This window comes from Rhizobium sp. Pop5 (assembly GCF_024721175.1).
Lineage (GTDB): Bacteria > Pseudomonadota > Alphaproteobacteria > Rhizobiales > Rhizobiaceae > Rhizobium.
In genome coordinates this window covers 420,396-438,588 of record NZ_CP099401.1, presented here as the reverse complement: position 1 = coordinate 438,588, position 18,193 = coordinate 420,396, and the positions used below count along the sequence as shown (strand labels likewise).

Genomic DNA, 18,193 nt, shown 5'->3' with positions numbered 1-18,193 from the left:
AGGAATTCACATGCGTTACATCAGCTTCCGATCAGTCGGAAAACCTCGAGTGACCCGAACCGGGCCTGCCGCGGCCGCCGGCTGACAGACCTGCCTTCCACGCCGACAACTGGAACATGGCGACCGCCGCCTGCGGCGCCTGAAAGGTATCCGACATGGAAAAACCACGTAGCAAGGCAGCGCTCTGGCTGCTGATCATTCCCTATATAGGTCTGCTCTGGCCGCCATTTTACAATCTCCGCGAACCGTCGCTTTTCGGCTTCCCTTTCTTCTATTGGTATCAGCTTCTCTGGGTGCCGATCACCGCGACGTTGACCTGGATCGCCTATCGGAGCGTTGGCCATGACGAGTGACATCAACGGCACGGCGCTTGCCGTCTTCATCTTCTTTTTTGCCCTTGTCACCGTCATGGGCTTCATCGCGAGCCGCTGGCGCAAACCGGAGACGCTCGCCCATATCGATGAATGGGGCCTCGGCGGACGCAACTTCGGCACCTGGATCACCTGGTTCCTCGTCGGCGGCGATTTCTACACCGCCTATACCGTGATCGCCGTTCCGGCGCTCGTCTACACGGTCGGCGCCTACGGCTTCTTCGCACTGCCTTACACCATCGTCGTCTATCCCTTCGTCTTCATGGTCATGCCTGTGCTGTGGAAACGCGCCAAGGATTTCGGCTATGTGACGGCCGCCGACGTCGTGCACGGCCAATACGGCTCGCGCGGTCTCGAACTTGCCGTCGCGGCAACCGGCGTCATCGCCACCATGCCTTACATCGCCCTCCAGCTCGTCGGCATGACGGCGGTCCTGAAGGCGCTCGGGCTGCATGGCGAGTTGCCGCTGGCGATCGCCTTCATCGTGCTGGCGCTCTATACCTATTCGGCGGGCCTGCGCGCGCCGGCGCTGATCGCCTTCGTCAAGGACATCATGATCTATATCGTCGTGATTGCGGCGGTAGCGCTCATCCCGTCGAAACTCGGCGGCTATGCGAATGTCTTCGCCTCGGCCGATGCAGCCTTCCAGGCCAAGGGCTCCGGCAATCTGCTGCTCGGCGGCAATCAATATGTCGCCTATGCCACGCTTGCTTTGGGTTCGGCGCTCGCCGCCTTCATGTATCCGCATACGCTGACCGGCATCTTCGCCTCCAATAGTGGCAAGACGATCCGCAAGAATGCGATCATGCTGCCCGCTTATACGCTGTTGCTCGGCCTTCTGGCACTCCTCGGCTATATGGGCCATGCCGCCAACCTGAAGCTCGACAGTGCGAACGACGTCGTTCCCACGCTGTTCAAGACGCTGTTTTCGGGATGGTTCTCCGGCTTCGCCTTTGCGGCGATCGCAATCGGTGCACTGGTGCCTGCGGCAGTGATGAGCATCGGCGCCGCCAATCTCTTCACCCGCAATTTCTGGAAAGCCTATGTCGATCCCAAAGTCAGCGATGCGGGAGAGGCTAAGGTCGCGAAGGTGACGTCGCTCGTCGTGAAGGTCGGCGCGCTTCTCGTCATCATCTTCCTGCCGACGCAATTTGCACTCGACCTGCAGCTGCTCGGCGGCATCTGGATCCTGCAGACGCTTCCGGCTCTGGTCTTCGGCCTCTACACCAACTGGTTCCGTGCCCCCGGCCTGCTTGCCGGCTGGTTCGTCGGCTTCTGCGGCGGCACCTTCCTCGTCTGGGACGCGGGCTGGAAGCCTCTGCATCTGGTGAGCCTCGGCGGCGAACCCTTCACCGTCTATACGGGCCTGCTGGCGCTGGCGGCAAACATCACCGTCGCGGTCGTGATCAACGCGCTGCTTCCGGCCAGGGCTCCGGCACGCGCGTAGGATAAAAATGCGAAGGGCAGCAAACGCTGCCCTTCGTCGCTTGTGCTTCAGCGGAAGCTGATGGGAGATCGCGCGATTCAGAACTCTTCCCAATTGCCGGCCAATGCGGCGTTTCCATTCGCCTGGAACGACTTGCCCACCTTGGCAATCATCTGGCGCGCGGGCGAAGCCACGGGTTGAGTATGGTGCGCCGCGACGGCGGGTTGCGATATCCGCTTCGGGGCCACTGCTCCTCCGATGTTGAACTGGCCCAGAAGCTGGAATAGGGCATCGGCTTCCTTGGCGAGATTGTGGGCTGCCGCCGTCGCCTCTTCAACCATGGCGGCGTTCTGCTGTGTGCCCTGGTCCATCTTGCTGACAGCGGCATTGATCTCCTTCAGCCCCGTCGCCTGCTCCTGCGACGCGCCGACAATGGCACCCACATTGCCGTCGACCTGCTGCACCTGTACCGCAATTTCCTGCAGCGCTTTTCCGGTCTCGCCGACCAGGGCGACACCGCTCTTCACATGGCCATTCGATGCGTTGATCAGTTCCTTGATTTCTTTCGCCGCCTTGGCGGAACGCTGCGCCAACTCGCGCACTTCCTGGGCAACGACGGCAAAACCCTTGCCGGCTTCACCGGCGCGGGCGGCTTCGACGCCGGCATTCAACGCAAGCAGGTTGGTCTGGAAGGCGATCTCGTCGATGACGCCGATGATGCTGCCGATTTCGGTGGCTGACGATTCGATCTTGCCCATGGCATCGACCGCATCCCGGACGACGCTGCCGGAGCGTTCCGCATTGTCCTTCGTCTTGCGAACAAGCTGTCCGGCCTCCTGAGCCCTGTTGCTCGAGTCGGCGACGGTCGTCGTGATCTCCTCCAGGGCGGCGGCGGTTTCCTCGACCGAGGCAGCCTGCTGTTCGGTCCGCTTGGCAAGATCGTCCGAAGCGGAGCGGATCTCCTGTGCGCCAGCCGCGATTGCGCTCGCATTATGGGCAACCTTCTGCATGGCGGCACGCAGTTTTTCCACCGCGGCGTTGAAGTCGGCCCGGAGCTTTTCCAGCGACGGAATGAACGGCGTGTCGAGCTGCTGCGTCAGGTCGCCGTCGGCCAGCGCCTGCAATGCATTGCCCAGTTGGCTGACGGCCTTGTCCGTTTGCTCGGCCAGCGTCCGGCGTTCGTCGGCATCCTGCTCGAGCCGATGCCGTTCCGCTACGGCCCGCTTGGTTTCCACGTCCGCTTCCCGTTCCGCCTTTGCCGAAATCGCGTCACGCAGGCCGGCGACGGCCCGCGCGAGCTTGCCGATCTCATCGCCCCGCGCTTCGAGACGGCGATCACCATCGAGATTGCCCTCGGCCATCGCTTTCAGCGAAAGCTGAAGCTTTGCCAGCGGGCCGACGATCGTGCGTGCGGTGATGGCGGCGGCAATGATGGAAAGAACAGCCGCAATGGCGAGCGCCGTCAGCGCGATCGGCTTGAAGCCGCTCGCCGTGCTGCGGACGTCGCCGCCGACCGATTTGTTCAGCGCCTCCTGGTAATCGATGAATTTGTTGATGGCGCCGAGCCAGGCGACAAAGGCGGGCCGGGCCTGTTCGAGCAGGATCTTACGGGCAGCCTCGCCGTCGCCCTTTTCCTGCAGCGCGATAATCTGGGCGACGAGAGGATTGGTCTTTGCCTGTATGTCGGCAATCTCGCCGAGGATGGTCTTTTCCTGGTCCGTCGCACCAGCCGGAGATGCAATCATATCGGCCATGCGCTTTTCGTTCTCGGCGTAAGTCGCCGCCAGCTTTTCGATCAAGGCCTCGGCGGCCTTGCGTTCATCCGCCGAGGTCACCAGGGTCACGTCGCGAATGGCGATGGCCCGATCGTGCACGCTGCCGCGATAGTTGATGGCAAACCGCTGCTTGACGCTGTTGACGTCGTTGATCGTTTCAAGATTGCTGTTGATCTCGGCAACCTTCACCGCCGAATAGATGGTGAGCCCAGCCATCAGCAGCAGCAGGAAGCTGAAACCAAGGGTGAGGCGCACCCCGATCCCGAAACTCTTAATGCTCTTCATTGTCACCTCCATCGTGTCGGCGCGGTTTGTCAAAGATGTCTGGCCGGCAGGGTCGTTCGTCACATCTCGTTCACGTATGGAGCTTGATCTGTCCCGAATGCGCCGCATCTCGCCGGCGCTGCCAGACGTGCGTCGAATAGAAACGTCGATTTCATGTGAGATTGCGAGTGCCCGGCCGCCATCATGGCGTCGGTGACGATCCTGCGAACGTCGCTCCAACATCCCAAAAAAATTAGGCGAATATATTTTAGAGAATGTAAACGCAGACGGCAGGGCATCGATACGTCGCGCTTTTCGTATATTTTTCCGACATTCTTCGCGCAAAATGAACTAAACTGTACATCGGAAAGAGTATGCCAAGTTGCCGGAGACAATTGGCATATATCTGTTGTTGCAAGAAAGACCGTTCCATCCCCCGCGCCCTCACATACGACAGTGATCTCGGCAAACGACTTTGCCGATTCGTGCGGCGGTCTAGACGCCCGAGGAAAAATCGTCCCGAAGCGCGTACAGAGGCGATCGCTCTGTTGGGCCGTTAGGACGGGGCATGGAAAAAGCGCCCGGAGTGCTTGCCCGCGGGCGCCTTGAGGTTCTTTCAATATCGGCTGTCTTAAGGGCTGCCAATCTTTGGCGCCCTCGCGATCAGTTGATGTCAGGCAAGAGCCGGTGGATACTCATTGGCCGAGAAGACGTGATGATGGACTTTGCCCGTGAAGAGCTTCAGGAGCTCTCCGGTCACCTCGCGGCTTTCGAAGCGCACATCGGAGCGCAGGGCTGCATTCACCGCTTCCATATCGGGATAACGAATGGCGAGCGCCATCGCGTAAACCGGGGCGCCTTCGTCGCGCTCCATCCCATCAAGCACCCGAACTTCCTCGGCGCCTGGGAATTTCGTCCACAGAGGGACGAGCCGTTGCCTTACGAAGTCGCGGAATTCCTCTTCTCTTCCGCGATGGATTTCGCCTTCAAACAAAGCATAACGAATGATCATGGGTTCTCTTTTCCAAAACTCGCCGGAGCTGGATCGATGTTGAGGCAGTGTGGCGGAGGAGAGGGCGTATCAGTCGATACGCCCTCGGGAGGGCTTATTTGCCCCAGATTTTCTTGTACTGATCGCGATAGCCGTTATCGGGATCGAAGCTGTTCTTCGGTCCGCCGTCGAATTCGACGTTCTGGCTGGTGACCACATGCAGCGGCGACACGTAGCCTGACCATGGGGCGCCCGCGAAGGCGCGGTTCAGTTCGTCGACGAGCTGCCAGCCCTGGAGATTGAGCGGCTCGGCCACCGTAACGGCCTGGTACTGCTTGGCGCGGATACGCTGATAGGCGCTCTCCGAACCGTCGCCGGCAGCGACGTTGACCGGTTTTCCATCACCGGCAATGCCGGCCGAGGCAAGCGACGGCCCCATGAAATCGTAATAGAGGTCGTTAATCGCGAGCGAATGCGTCCACTTCGCGCCGTACTTCTGCAGAAGCGACGTGGTAAGCTGCGGCATGCGCTGGGAGGTTTCGGCGATCGGCGTGTCGACATATTCGAGCACAGTGCCGCCGAGATCCTCGATCTCCTTCTTCATGCGATCGGCCTTGGCAATCGCGATCGCATAGGTGGAGTCGGTGAAGATGATGACACCAGGCTTTCCGCCGGCATCGACAAAGGCCCAGTCTGCCGCAGACTTCGATACTTCCATTGCATCGGTGGTGACGTTGGCGAAGACGCCGACTTCGGGAACCGGACCGACCGCCGAGGCGGCGTGCCAGGAGACCATCGGAATGCCCGCGGCCTTGGCCGCTTCCATCGCCGGCTTCTGCTCGACGGCGTCAAAGCCGTTGATGATGATGCCATCGGGCTTCAGCGCCATGGCCTGGCCGAAAGCCGCGGTCCGTCCCCCGATCGAACCGGCGCCGTCGAGCACCTTCACCGTCCAGCCGAGCGCGCCCGCCGCTTCCTGAACGCCATTGGCCACGCCGAGAATGCCGCCATTCTTCATATCGGCGGCGAGGATGACGATGTTCTTGCCGGCGGCACCCTTGGGGCCGCTCGTCGGGCCATCCCAGGCGCTCACCTTGGAAGCATATTTCTCCACCACAGCCTTGGCGTCGCCCACGGGATCGGCCAGTGCCGGCACACTGAGCATAACGGCGACGGTTGCGACCGTTGCCTGCAATAAAGTCCTGCGCTTCATGTTCACTCCTCTTGTTTTGTTTGTTGTCGAATACCGGTGAACCGGCATCCTCACTTGGATGCGGGCGTGATCCTCCTCACGGCCCCGCGCTTGCGCTGGGCGTAACCTGCTATGCCGATGGCGATCAGAAGGGTTACGCCGTTGAACAGCGGTTCGACGAAGAACGACCCGCCGAATTGCTGAATTCCCGATATCCCGACCGCCAGGATGATGACGCCGATGAGCGTCCCCCAGACATTCACCCGTCCCGGCTTGATCGTCGTCGACCCAAGGAAGGCGCCGACGAGCGCCGGCAGGAGATATTCGAGGCCGACGCTCGCCTGGCCGATGCGCAGCTTCGAGGCGAGCAGGACCCCCGTCAGAGCCGCCAGCAGCCCCGACGTCACGAACGCGCCGATCACGAATTTCCGCACCGGAATGCCGTTGAGCGCCGCAGCCTTGGGATTGGCGCCGATGGCGTAGAGATAACGGCCGATCGGCAGGTATTCGAGTACGATCCACATGCAGATTGCGATCAAAAGCACGTAAAAACCGGTGATGGGGAGGCCGAACAGCATGGTGCCGTTCAGCGCGTAGAAACCTTCTGGCAGGACGCCGACCACCTGCCGGCCGCCGGTGTGCCAAAGGGCAAGTGCATAGAGGACAGTTCCTGTCCCGAGCGTGGCGATGAAGCTGTCGATCTTCGCAACCTCGACCAGCAGCCCGTTGATGAAGCCGGTGAGAATGCCGAGCGCAAGAACGATGAGGACCGCGACAGGCCAAGGCAGGCCGTAGACCGTCTGCAGGCTGATCGCGAGGATGTGCCAGAGCACGATGCCGTAGCCCACGGTCAGATCGATGCGGCCCGATGCCATCGGGATCATTGCGGCGAGCGACAGAAGCGCGATGATCGCCTTGTCGGAGACGATCGAGCGGACGTTCAAAACGGTTGGGAACGTATCGGGCAGCAGGATCGAGAAGAGGACGATCAGCCCGACAGTCAGGATCACGAGCCCATAGACCGGGATCAGGCGGCCGATCTTCTGTCCGGCGGAGAGGCCGGCCATTTCGCTCTTTGTGGGCTCCAGAGCCGTGGATTCAATGGATTGCATAGCTGTTCTCCCGATGGCTCAAGCGGCTTCCGACGCGGAGGCCGCCGTGATGACCGCCTCCGTCGTCAGGGCGCTTCCAGTCAATTCGCTGACGATTTTCCCGCGCGAGAAGACCAGCGCGCGGTGGCAGATGTGGGCGATCTCCTCAAAGTCCGTCGAAACCACGACGACCGCGAGGCCGGCTTCGAGCGCCTTGGTAATCAGGCGGTAGATCTCGGCACGCGCGCCGATGTCGACGCCAGCGGTCGGATCTTCGGCGATCAGCAGCTTGCGGCCGGTCGCCAGCCAGCGGCCGACGACGACCTTTTGCTGATTGCCGCCGGAGAGCGCCTCCACCGGCAGATCGGGGTCGTTCGGCCGCAGACCGACGGAGTGGCCGATCTTATGAGCGAGGTCCGCTTCGCCGCGCGGCGACAGGAAGGAGAAAAGCCCGCGACCGACTGCGCCGGGATTGATGTAGGTGTTTTCCCGAATGGAAAGCGAGAGCGCGACCGATTCCTCAGTCCGGTCACGGGCGATCAATCCGATGCCCGACGTCATGGCCCGCAGCGGGCTCGAAAGATCCGGAGCTTGGTCATGCAGCAGAACCGAGCCGCCGAATGGCTCGCAACCGAAGAGTGCGCGGCCGATACGTTCCTGGCCGGCGCCGCGCAAGCCTGCAAGGCCGAGCAATTCACCTTCGCGAATATCGAAGGATATCGGACTCGTGCCTGCGCAAACGAGATCGCGGACCTTGACGATCGCCTTGCCCCGTTTGATCTCGGTCTTGGAAAAGAGACTGTCGCCGCTGCGGCCGATGATCATCGTCACCAGTTCATCGGGCGTGGTCTCGCTGACGGGCTTCTGTCCGACCATGCAGCCATCGCGCAGAACCGCGACCCGGTCGGCGATGCGGAAAATCTCGTCGAGCCTGTGGGAGACGTAGATCATGCCGACGCCGCGATCCTTCAGAGGGCGGATCGCATTGAACAGCCGGTCGACTTCATCGGCGGGCAGGCTCGCCGTCGGCTCGTCGAGCACGAGAACGTCGGCCTCGACGGCAAGCGCGCGGGCAATGGCAACGAGCGATTTTTCCGTGCGCGACAGCGCCGAAACCCGGGTGGTGGGATCGAAGTCACAGCCGACCAGCTTCAGGGCTTCCTTGGCGCGCGCCTGCGTCCTGTTCCAATCGATCAGGCCGCGGCGCATCGAGAAGCCCTGCGACAGGCCCATATTCTCACCGACGGTCATCCATTCGATCAAGCCGAGATCCTGGTGGATGAAGGCAACCGGCTGCCGCTCGTTCGGCTTCGGAGGACGATGGTGATAGCTTTGGCCGCGGAAGAGGATGTCGCCAGCATCGGGCTTGTAGATGCCCGCGAGCGTCTTGATCAGCGTCGATTTGCCGGCGCCGTTTTCCCCCAGCAGCGCAAGGATCTCTCCCTCGCGCAGGTCAATCGAGACGTCACGCAGCGCCTGCGTGCCGCCGAAGGTTTTGGTGATCGACTGGAACTCCAGCAGTCTTTTCGCTTCCACTGTGGCTCCTCCCAAAGCTGCAGTTGTTATCGTGAACATATGTTATCGATAACATTTATCGATGGTCAAGCGGAAAGATGACGATCTCGCATTTCCCGCTGGTGATTGACGTCAGTCGGCCTGAAATCCGTCGAGAAGACGCATCATTTCGGCAGAGTCCTTCGGGCCGAGGCCGGCGGCGCAGAGCAGGCGGTGGATTTCGACGACAGCGCCCGTCATCGGCAGCGGCGTCTTCGTTTTCAACGCGAAGGCCTGAAGCGAATCCAGGTCCTTCAGCATGTTGTCTATCCTGCCTGTCGGCGAGAAATCGCGGGCAGCGAATTTCGCCATGAATTCCTGCATGATCCGACTGTCGGCACGGCCGCCGGCAAGGGCTGCCGGAATGGCGGCCGGATCGACGCCGCCGGCTTCCGCGAGCTTGACGGCTTCCGCGACAGCCTGAAACAGCACGGCGCAAAAGAGCTGATTGATCAGCTTGGTCGTCTGTCCGGCGCCGGATGCGCCCATCAGCGTGTAATTGGCGGCAAGATGCCGCATCACCACGCGCGCCCGTTCGAAATCGTCCGGGCTGCCGCCGGCCATGATGGTGAGCTTGCCGTTCAGCGCGCCGGGCACGCCGCCGGAGAGCGGGCAATCCACCCATGCCATCCCCGTTTCCGTCCGCAACCGCGCCGCCATATCGGCCGTCTCGGCGGGGTCGATCGAGGACATGTCGATCAGCAGCTTGCCGGCATTCGCCGCCGCCGCGACACCTTTTTCGCCGAAAACGACGGCGCGCACGATGTTTGCGTGATTGAGGCTGAGTATGCAGAACTGCGACACGGCGACCGCATCCTCCACGGAGCTCGTAGCGCGAGCCCCCTTGGCTTCCAGCGCCGCGACTTTCTCGGCATCCAGATCGAAGACGGATACCTGGTGTCCGGTCTCGATCAATCGCGTAACGATCGCCGTTCCCATGATGCCGGCACCAATGACGGCGACATCTGCTCTGTAGTCATCCTGCATGAAATCCTCCCTTGCTGGCCGCGCCGCTGAGCCTCTCACAAGCCAGCGCCACCATATCATTCAAAGCCATATCGATCGCCACCGTCACGACACCGGGCTCACCAGTCGGCGGCTCCAGCGTCTGCAGCTGGCTGTCGAGCAGGGAGGCCGGCATGAAATGGCCTTGGCGCGCCTGCATCCGCGACAGCAGCAGCTCGCGCGTGCCCTCGAGGAAAACGAAGGCCAGCCGACCGCCCGCCGCCTGCCGCAACCGGTCCCGATAGTTTCTCTTCAGCGCCGAGCACGAAATCACCAAGCCCTGCGACGCATCTTGCGCGGCCCTTATTTCCTCGCCGATCCGGTCGAGCCAAGGCAGGCGGTCCTCGTCGCTCAGCGGTATGCCCTGCGCCATCTTCTCGACATTGCGAGCAGGGTGAAGCTGATCGCCCTCCAGAAAAGGCAGCCGGTATTGCGCGGCGATGCGCCCTCCGACAGAGGATTTTCCGCAGCCGCTGACGCCCATGACGACAATGGCCAGCGGCAGCACTTTTCCTTCAAGATTCATCGGCTCACCTCCCCTAAAGGCAGGTCGTAATGCCGCCGTCGACATAAAGCGTATGCCCGTTGATGAAGGACGAACCGGGGCCTGACAGGAAGACGGCCGCACCGACCAGTTCGTCGACATTACCCCAGCGGCCGGCCGGCGTGCGTTTCTCAAGCCAGGAGGAAAATTCGGGATTATCGACGAGCGCCTGGTTGAGCGGCGTCTTGAAATAGCCCGGCGCAATCGCGTTGATCTGCAGGCCGTGCTTGGCCCAATCGGCGCACATGCCTCGGGTCAGATTGCGCACGGCACCTTTGGTCGCGGTATAGGGAGCGATGCCGGGGCGCGCCAGTTCGCTTTGAACCGAGGCGATGTTGATGATCTTGCCCTGGCCGCGGGCGATCATGCCCAGCGCCACCGCCTGGCCGACGTAAAACACGCTCGAAATATTGGTGGTCAGCAGCAATTCCCATTTGTCAGCCGGGAAATCTTCCAGCGGCGTGCGAAACTGCATGCCGGCATTGTTGATCAGGATGTCGATCGGCCCGATATCAGCTTCGATCGTGGCGACACCCTGTTTGGCAGCCTCCTTGCTGGTCACATCGAAGATCGCCGCGTGGGCCGACAGGCCTTGGCCCTTGAGACTCTCGACCGCGCGCTCGACGCTTTCTGGCGTGCGGCCATTGATGATGACCTCGGCGCCATATTGCGCCAGACCTTCGGCCAGGGCGTAGCCGATCCCCTGGCTCGAGCCGGTGATCAGGGCACGGCGGCCGGTCAGATCAAACAGGTTCTTCATGCAAACAGCTCCTCCTGTCTCGCCGCCGGCGACAGCTCACGCGGCCGCTCACGGTGAAACATACTTGACATCCCTCTTTCGAATTATATGTTATCGATAACATAATCAACCGACAAAATGCGGGATGGAAACGGAATGCCTGAGGTAGAAATCTTGATGACCGGATCATATCCGGAATGGGATATGATCGATCTGGAGGCGAACTACCGCGTCCATCGCCTGTGGGAGGCGACGGATCGGCAGGCCCTGATCGCGCGGGTCGGCAAGGATATCCGCGCCATCGCCACCCGCGGCGAACTCGGGGCCTCCGCCGAGCTGATGGCGCAATTGCCGAAGCTGGAAATCGTCTCCTGTTACGGCGTCGGCACCGATGCAATCGATTTGTCCTATGCGCGCGCCAACGGCATTCGCGTGACGAATACCCCTGACGTGCTCACCGAGGATGTCGCAGATATCGCGATCGGATTGCTGCTCGCCACGGCAAGGCAGATTCCGCAGGCCGATATTCTCGTCCGCTCGGGATTGTGGGGCAGTGTTGCCATGCCGTTGGTGACGCGGGTCTCGGGCAAAAAGGTCGGGATCGTCGGCATGGGACGGATAGGCAAGGCGATCGCCAAGCGCGCCGCCGCCTTCGGCTGCAACATCTCCTATTTTGCCCGCCACGACCACACGGACGTTCCCTATGCTTACGAACCCGAACTGATCGCGCTCGCCGGCTGGGCCGATTTCCTGATCGTCATCGTTCCCGGAGGGGAGGCGACGGTGAAAATCATCAACGCGGAGGTGCTCAAGGCCCTGGGGCCGAACGGCATATTGATCAATGTCTCGCGCGGGACGACCGTCGATGAACAGGCGCTGATCGCAGCGCTTCAGGACCGCACCATCGAGGCCGCGGGCCTTGATGTCTTCCTCAACGAGCCGAGGATCGATCCGCGTTTCCTCAGCCTGCAAAACGTCGTGTTGCAGCCCCACCACGGCTCTGGCACTGTCGAAACCCGCAAGGCCATGGGCCAGCTGGTCAGAGACAATCTCGCTGCGCATTTTGCAGGTAGCGCGCTCCCAACTCCCGTCGTGTGAGGATCCCGATATGAAAGCCATCGTCATTCATGCCGCCAAGGATCTGAGGATCGAGGAGCGCGAGCCGGAGGTTGCGGGAGCAGGGCAAGTGGAAATCGCCATCGAAGCCGGCGGCATCTGCGGTTCCGACCTGCACTATTACAATCACGGCGGCTTCGGCACCGTCCGGCTGCGCGAACCGATGATCCTCGGTCATGAAATAGCCGGCACGGTGAAGGCGCTGGGTTCCGGCGTCACCGACCTTGCGGTCGGAGACCGTGTCGCGGTTTCGCCGAGCCGGCCATGCAACCATTGCCAATATTGCCTGAAGGGGCAGCAGAACCACTGCCTCAACATGCGGTTTTACGGCAGCGCCATGCCGATGCCGCATATTCAGGGCGGCTTTCGCCAGCGGCTGGTCGCGGAGCGCTGGCAATGCCACAAGGTCGCCGACGGCATTTCGATCCACCAGGCCGCCTTCGCCGAACCCTTCGCGGTGACGCTGCATGCGGCAAACCGCGCCGGATCGCTGCTCGGCAAGCGGGTGCTGGTCACCGGTTGCGGCCCGATCGGGATGTTGTCGATCGTTGCGGCGCGCGTTCTCGGCGCCCGCGAGATCGTCGCGACCGACGTGACCGACAGCGTGCTCGCGATTGCCCGCGCCAGCGGCGCGGACCGCACGATCAACGTTGCCACTGACGCAGCCGACCTTGCGGCCTATGGCGCCGACAAGGGATATTTCGACGTCATGTTCGAAGCGTCAGGCAATGAACGGGCGGTGCGCGGGGGCCTGGAGGTGTTAAGGCCCCGCGCCGTTCTCGTGCAGCTTGGCCTCGGCGGCGATGTCTCCATTCCGCAGAACGTGATCGTTGCCAAGGAAATCGAGATGCGCGGGACATTCCGTTTCCACGAAGAGTTTGGGCTTGCCGTCGAGTTGATCAATGCGCGTCGCGTCGACCTGAAGCCGCTGTTGACGGGTGTCTTTGCAATCGACGAGGCCATCGCCGCTTTCGAACTGGCAAGCGACCGCAGCAGATCCATGAAAGTGCAGATCGCCTTTTGACGTCTACGCTACTTGGCGCCGCCGCGATCCGTGCTTTCGCGCAGCACGACCTTGTAACTGGTCAACGTGATGTCGTTGCCGGCCGAGCCGCCGCCCTGCAAGGCATCCAGCAGGCGGGCGGCGGCCTGGCGGCCGATACCGTAGCAGTCCACATTGATGGTCGTAATGCTGGGATGACAGATCGACGAGATCTCGTAGTCGCCGAAACCGGCAATCGCTATGTCCCGAGGCACTTTCATTCCCCTGCGGGTGCACTCCATGATCGCGCCGAAGGCGGAAAGGTCGGAGACGCAGAGAACGACTTCCGTGTCCGGCCAGCGTTCCAGAAGACTGACGATCGCCTGACCGCCCTGTTCCATGGTAATGGGCGGCACGCCGAAGGAAATCGCCCGCCCCGGTCCCAGGCCCAGTTCTTCGACGGTCTTCAGAAAGCCGCTTCGCCGCTGGCTGCCGCGCGTATCGCGCGCCGTCGTCCCGCCTATGTAGCCGAACTTCCGATACCCCTGGTTGGCAAGTGTTCGTACCAGCAGGGCCATCGCCTCTGTGTTTGAAAAACCGACGACATGATTGATTGGTTCCTCCGGAAGCTCCCAGGTCTCGACCACAGGGATGCCGGCTTTTTCGAGCATGCGCCGCGCGCGGTCGGTATGCGACCCGCCTGTCAGGATGATGCCCTCCGGGCGCCGGCGCAGCATCGCCTCGATCAGCTTTTCCTCTTTCTCCGCGGCATAATCGGTATAGCCTAGAAGAAGCTGAAGGCCGGTATTCTCCAGGGCGTCGGTGATGCCGCGCGCGGTGTCGGAGAAATTCGAATTGTTGATGGAGGGCACGAGCGCGGCGATAAAGCCGCTGCGCCTCGACGAAAGACTGCCGGCGGAGAGATCCAGCACGTAGCCGAGCGCGTCGACGGCCTCCATGATGCGCTTTCGGGTCTCTTCGGAAACACTCGCATCCTGGCGAAAGGCGCGCGAAACGGTCATGGCCGATACGCCGACATATTTGGCGACTTCCGCCATCGTCAGCTTTTGGGCGTCTCCCGGCTTGAGGCGCTTGTCTTTCGGCTCATCCTCGTTTTTCACTGATCTCCGCTTTCAAACAGCTTCTGAGTGGGCAACTCAGGACACGATAAAGTTATCGCTATCATCGCACAATCGATATTGTTGGATGAATGCGCCGCTCCACAGCCTGAAAATCCGGATTCCGGCTGGATTTCTGCATGTGCCGGCGCACCGAGGTCTGTACGTCGTGCGAAAGTAGCGGCATTGTGATATCGATAACAATATGGGACGGGAGGAAATATCATGTTCGGGGAAATCGAAGGTACGGGGTTTGAGGTTCTCGACCCGCGCTTCGAAAGCTGCTTCGTTGGCCACGCGCGCGTCGAGCGCCTTTGGACGGGCGGCCGCTGGCTGGAAGGACCTGCCTGGTTTGCCGCTGGCCGTTATCTGGTTTTCTCTGATATCCCCAACAACCGGATGATGCGCTATGACGATACCAGCGGTCACACTTCCGTATTCCGCTCACCCAGCAACAATTCGAACGGCAACACCGTCGACAATCAGGGCCGGCTGATCACCTGCGAGCATCTGACGCGCCGGGTCACGCGGACGGAGTTCGACGGCAAGGTCAGCGTGCTCGCCGACCGGATCGCGGGCAGGCGGCTCAATTCTCCGAACGACGTGACCGTCAAGTCCGACGGCACGGTCTGGTTCACCGATCCGAGCTACGGCATTCTTCACGACTATGAAGGCGACTACGGTGAAGAGGAAATCGGCGGATGCCATGTCTACCGGCATGATCCGGCAACAGGGGCGACCGATCAGATGACGTCGGATTTCATCAAGCCGAACGGTCTGGCTTTCTCGCCCGACGAGACGGTTCTCTACGTTGCCGACACTGGTGCCTCGCATCTGCCGGGTGGTCCGCGCCATATCCGAAAGCTCGCGATATCAGGCGACGGGACACTGAGCGACCTCGGTGTTTTCGCAGAATGCACCGCCGGCATGTTCGACGGCTTTCGGGTGGACCGGAAAGGCAGGATCTGGACGAGTGCGGCCGACGGCGTGCACGCCTATGATCCGGATGGCACGCTGCTCGGCAAGATCCATATTCCCGAGATCGTTTCCAACGTCGCTTTCGGCGGTGAGAAACTGAACCGTCTGTTCATCACCGGGACTACATCTCTCTACGCCGTTTATCTCACGGCCAACGGGTCAAGGCCGGGGTAATCTCATGCAGACGAGGCCGCCCTTCCGGGCGGCCTCGCTTTTTGACGCCTCTCACTCACCGCTGACCGAGGCTGTCAGCCAGCCTGATGAGGCCGAGGAAATCCGATCTGTAGCCGAAGGGATCCGTGCCCCGCGATGCCGCGGCGAGATCGGCGACCGCCTGGTAGGAATAGGCATCGAGGGCGGCGACGCGGCTCAGTTTCTGGCCGAAGGCGGCGACCGCCACCGAGAAACGCACATCCTGCGGCGCTGCATCGACGGTCGCGACCACATTGCTGTCGCCGACCGGCGTCGTGATGAGGGCGCTCTTGTCCTCGCCCGGCCGCTTATAGCGCATCTTGACGAAAGCAAGCTCGCCCTGATGCGCGCTGTCCGATGTCGCGGCCGGCGCCTTCTCAGCCACGCCGTACCGCAGGTCGTCGTTCATCACCGCCGGGCTTCCCTTGGGTGTGATCTCGTAGATTGCCGTGACGCTGTGGCCGGAGCCGATATCGCCGGCATCCACACGGTCATTGTTGAAATCTTCGCGGTTGAGGGCGCGTGTCTCATAACCGATCAGCCGGTATTCGGCGATGCGCTCAGGATTGAACTCGACCTGGAACTTGACGTCCTTGGCGATCGGAAACAGTGTCGATCCGGCTTCTTCGACCAGCGTCTTTTGCGCTTCCGCCAGGGTGTCGATATAGGCGGCGCTGCCGTTGCCGTTCTGCGCCAGCGTCTGCATCAGGGAATCGTTGAGATTGCCCCGTCCGAAGCCGAGAACGGTCAGGAAGATGCCGTCCTTGCGTTTCTCTTCGATGATGCGCTTCAGATCCTCATCGCTCGACGGGCCGACATTGAAGTCGCCGTCCGTCGCCAGCATCACCCGGTTGACGCCGTCCTTGACGAAGGCCCGCTTCGCCAGATCATAGGCAGCCTCGATGCCCTCGGCGCCGGCAGTGGAACCTCCAGCCTCAAGCCTGTCAATCGCCGACAGGATCTTCGATTTTTCGGCGACGCGCGTCGGCTCCAGCACCGTGCCGGCATTGCCGGCATAGGTGACGATCGAGACGGTGTCGTCGGCTTTCAGTCTGTTGACCAGAAGCCGGAAAGCGCTCTTCAGAAGCGGCAGCTTGTCCGGCTCGTCCATCGAGCCCGACACGTCGATCAGGAAGACCAGATTGGCGTGCGGCGCTGTCGCCGGCGCGATGTCATAGCCTTTGATCGCCACATGCATCAGCTCCGTGTCACGGTTCCACGGTGTCGGCATCACGGTCACGGTCGCCTTGAAGGGCTGATCGGCGTTCTCGGGACGCGGCCAGTCATAGGGAAAATAGTTGATCATCTCCTCGACGCGAACCGATTGCGGATCGGGCATCGCACCGCCGGTCAGCGACCGGCGCACGAAGGAATAGGAGGCGCTGTCGACATCGGCAGAGAAGGTCGAAACCGGATCGGTAGCGACGCTCTTGATGGGATTTGCCGCGGCATTGGCAAAGCGTTCGCGGTTGGGATCGAGCTGAATCTGGGCACGGCCCTCCGCCGGCGGAGCGGGCGAGGGAGCGACTGCCTCCATCGGTTGGGCCAGTAGCTGCCCCTCATCCATCGCGCCGGGAGTTGCCGGAACAGCGCGTTTGGCCAGCCCGAGTGCTGCGGCGGAATCCTCCGACTTGTTCTCGAATGCATCGGGCTTCGCTACTTCCTGCACTTTATCCTGCAAGGCTTGCGCGCCGTTGGCGGCAGATGGCTGGGACGGCCGGTCCTCTTCGGTCGAGGCCTCGGAAAGCCGAGGCGCGACCGTGGCGGGTTCAACCGGTTTCGGCGCGTTGTTTTGCGCAACGTTGCCAGCGATCTTTTCCTGGTCGACGATCGGTTGGTTGCGGGTCAGCTCGATCGCGAGATAACCGGCGGCGGGAATGACGAGCAGCGTCGCAAGGGCTGAACCGGCGAGGAATTTCTTGTTCATGGCTGGGCTCCATATCCAGTTGATGATGGAGCTTTGACGCCAGCCCTTCGCATTTCCTTGGGCGGCGGCTGCATTATTTCCTGCGTCGTCGAAAGCCTGCATCGCAGCGGCAAGCGCACGCGCACGGGCCTCCGGATCGGCTGCGGGCGGTGTGGTGCGGGAGAGTTTTTCCAGTTCCTTGTCCACGGTCATACCTCTTCCTTGCCGAGCATGGCCTTCAGCCTTTTGCGCGCTTCATGGACCTGCCAGGATACGGTCGTTTCCGAGCAGCCCAAGACATCGGCGGCGGCGGAGTGGCTGAGGCCTTCGCCATAGACGAGCAGCACAGCGTCGCACTGCCGTTCCGGCAAAGCGCGCACGGCCGCCCATAATTCGCTCGATACCTCAGCATCATTTCCATTAGGCGCATCCGGCTGCGGTTCGGCGGCATAGGCACGGAATGTCTGCTCTTCTCGAGCCAGCTTGCGCCTGTGGTCACGCGCGGCATTGAGCGTCAGGGTGTAGAGCCATGTCCTGAAGCGGCTGGCGCCACGAAAGCTGCGGATCGCCGCGCCGAGCTTGACGCAGACCTCCTGGGCGATGTCGTCCGCGTCAGTCGAACTGCCCGACCATCGCCACGCCGTCGCATGGACGAAATCATAATGGCGCGAGACCAGTTGCCCGAAGGCCTCCCGGTCACCGCGCTGCGCCCGTTCTATGAGCTCCGCATCCAATGCGCACCTACCCCCAAGCTACCAAGCAAGATGCTATTTCGGGATTGAGACGTTTCTCCAATGGCTTTCCTTGGGTCGACGACAAAAAAATTATCGTTTTCTTCTGAAAGAATGCGAAGCGGCGAAATGCAGAGCTCAAAATAATGGAGCGTCGCGACATCCATGGGTCGCTGCCGGACAGGTTGCCTCCATCACGAGGGCGCATGATGAAGGTA

General features: G+C 61.6%; 16 protein-coding genes. 5 read left to right on the top strand and 11 right to left on the bottom strand.

The genetic code is table 11. The features are described 5' to 3' along the window. The first annotated feature begins 155 nt into the window (after nt 1-155). Complete coding sequence (locus NE852_RS27775) at nt 156-353, top strand: DUF3311 domain-containing protein (RefSeq protein ID WP_008530013.1); 198 nt, start codon at nt 156-158, stop codon at nt 351-353. Next, complete coding sequence (gene mctP / locus NE852_RS27770) at nt 343-1,818, top strand: sodium:solute symporter family monocarboxylate transporter (protein WP_008530012.1); 1,476 nt, start codon at nt 343-345, stop codon at nt 1,816-1,818. Before NE852_RS27775 ends, mctP begins: the two co-directional genes overlap by 11 nt. 77 nt (nt 1,819-1,895) lie before the next feature. Here the strand turns inward: mctP and NE852_RS27765 are convergent, their stop codons facing one another. From NE852_RS27765 to NE852_RS27730, 8 genes are all read right to left on the bottom strand, one after another. Beyond that, nucleotides 1,896-3,857, bottom strand: a complete 1,962-nt coding sequence (locus NE852_RS27765) for a methyl-accepting chemotaxis protein (protein WP_008530011.1) — start codon at nt 3,855-3,857, stop codon at nt 1,896-1,898. A gap of 652 nt (nt 3,858-4,509) precedes the next feature. Beyond that, complete coding sequence (locus NE852_RS27760) at nt 4,510-4,848, bottom strand: hypothetical protein (protein WP_008530010.1); 339 nt, start codon at nt 4,846-4,848, stop codon at nt 4,510-4,512. Nucleotides 4,849-4,942: 94 nt separating this feature from the next. Then, a complete protein-coding gene (locus NE852_RS27755) occupies nt 4,943-6,040 on the bottom strand; it encodes a substrate-binding domain-containing protein (RefSeq protein WP_258156888.1) in 1,098 nt (365 codons plus the stop codon). A 50-nt stretch (nt 6,041-6,090) separates the two neighbouring features. Then, complete coding sequence (locus NE852_RS27750; protein WP_008530000.1) at nt 6,091-7,131, bottom strand: ABC transporter permease; 1,041 nt, start codon at nt 7,129-7,131, stop codon at nt 6,091-6,093. An 18-nt stretch (nt 7,132-7,149) separates the two neighbouring features. Beyond that, the gene (locus NE852_RS27745) at nt 7,150-8,646 is read right to left on the bottom strand and encodes a sugar ABC transporter ATP-binding protein (RefSeq protein ID WP_258156887.1); all 1,497 of its coding nucleotides are present in this window, start codon (nt 8,644-8,646) and stop codon (nt 7,150-7,152) included. 111 nt (nt 8,647-8,757) lie between these two features. Further along, a complete protein-coding gene (locus tag NE852_RS27740; RefSeq protein ID WP_008529995.1) occupies nt 8,758-9,651 on the bottom strand; it encodes an NAD(P)-dependent oxidoreductase in 894 nt (297 codons plus the stop codon). After that, nucleotides 9,641-10,195 carry a gluconokinase gene (locus NE852_RS27735; RefSeq protein WP_008529994.1) on the bottom strand — a complete coding sequence of 185 codons (555 nt, stop codon included), beginning with the start codon at nt 10,193-10,195 and terminating at the stop codon, nt 9,641-9,643. Before NE852_RS27735 ends, NE852_RS27740 begins: the two co-directional genes overlap by 11 nt. A 13-nt stretch (nt 10,196-10,208) precedes the next feature. Next, on the bottom strand, nt 10,209-10,973 hold the full coding sequence (locus tag NE852_RS27730; protein WP_008529993.1) for an SDR family oxidoreductase: 765 nt from the start codon (nt 10,971-10,973) through the stop codon (nt 10,209-10,211). Nucleotides 10,974-11,108: 135 nt separating this feature from the next. On the opposite strand from NE852_RS27730, the gene NE852_RS27725 reads away from it, so the two are divergent. Next, complete coding sequence (locus tag NE852_RS27725) at nt 11,109-12,050, top strand: 2-hydroxyacid dehydrogenase (protein WP_008529991.1); 942 nt, start codon at nt 11,109-11,111, stop codon at nt 12,048-12,050. A gap of 10 nt (nt 12,051-12,060) precedes the next feature. Continuing rightward, nucleotides 12,061-13,092: an L-idonate 5-dehydrogenase gene (locus NE852_RS27720; RefSeq protein ID WP_008529987.1), complete on the top strand. Its 1,032-nt coding sequence runs from the start codon at nt 12,061-12,063 to the stop codon at nt 13,090-13,092. Between the two features lie 8 nt (nt 13,093-13,100). Here the strand turns inward: NE852_RS27720 and NE852_RS27715 are convergent, their stop codons facing one another. Next, on the bottom strand, nt 13,101-14,171 hold the full coding sequence (locus NE852_RS27715; RefSeq protein WP_008529985.1) for a LacI family DNA-binding transcriptional regulator: 1,071 nt from the start codon (nt 14,169-14,171) through the stop codon (nt 13,101-13,103). A gap of 222 nt (nt 14,172-14,393) precedes the next feature. Between NE852_RS27715 and NE852_RS27710 the strand changes: the two genes are divergently transcribed. Further along, nucleotides 14,394-15,320, top strand: a complete 927-nt coding sequence (locus NE852_RS27710) for an SMP-30/gluconolactonase/LRE family protein (RefSeq protein WP_008529983.1) — start codon at nt 14,394-14,396, stop codon at nt 15,318-15,320. A gap of 55 nt (nt 15,321-15,375) precedes the next feature. Here NE852_RS27710 and NE852_RS27705 read toward each other — a convergent pair whose 3' ends face one another. Together NE852_RS27705 and NE852_RS27700 are read right to left on the bottom strand one after the other, a co-directional pair. Beyond that, nucleotides 15,376-17,457, bottom strand: coding sequence for a VWA domain-containing protein (locus NE852_RS27705; RefSeq protein ID WP_008529982.1), 2,082 nt, complete (start codon nt 17,455-17,457; stop codon nt 15,376-15,378). Continuing rightward, nucleotides 17,454-17,978: an RNA polymerase sigma factor gene (locus NE852_RS27700; RefSeq protein ID WP_008529980.1), complete on the bottom strand. Its 525-nt coding sequence runs from the start codon at nt 17,976-17,978 to the stop codon at nt 17,454-17,456. The genes NE852_RS27705 and NE852_RS27700 overlap by 4 nt, the downstream gene beginning before the upstream one ends. Nucleotides 17,979-18,193 lie beyond the last annotated feature (215 nt).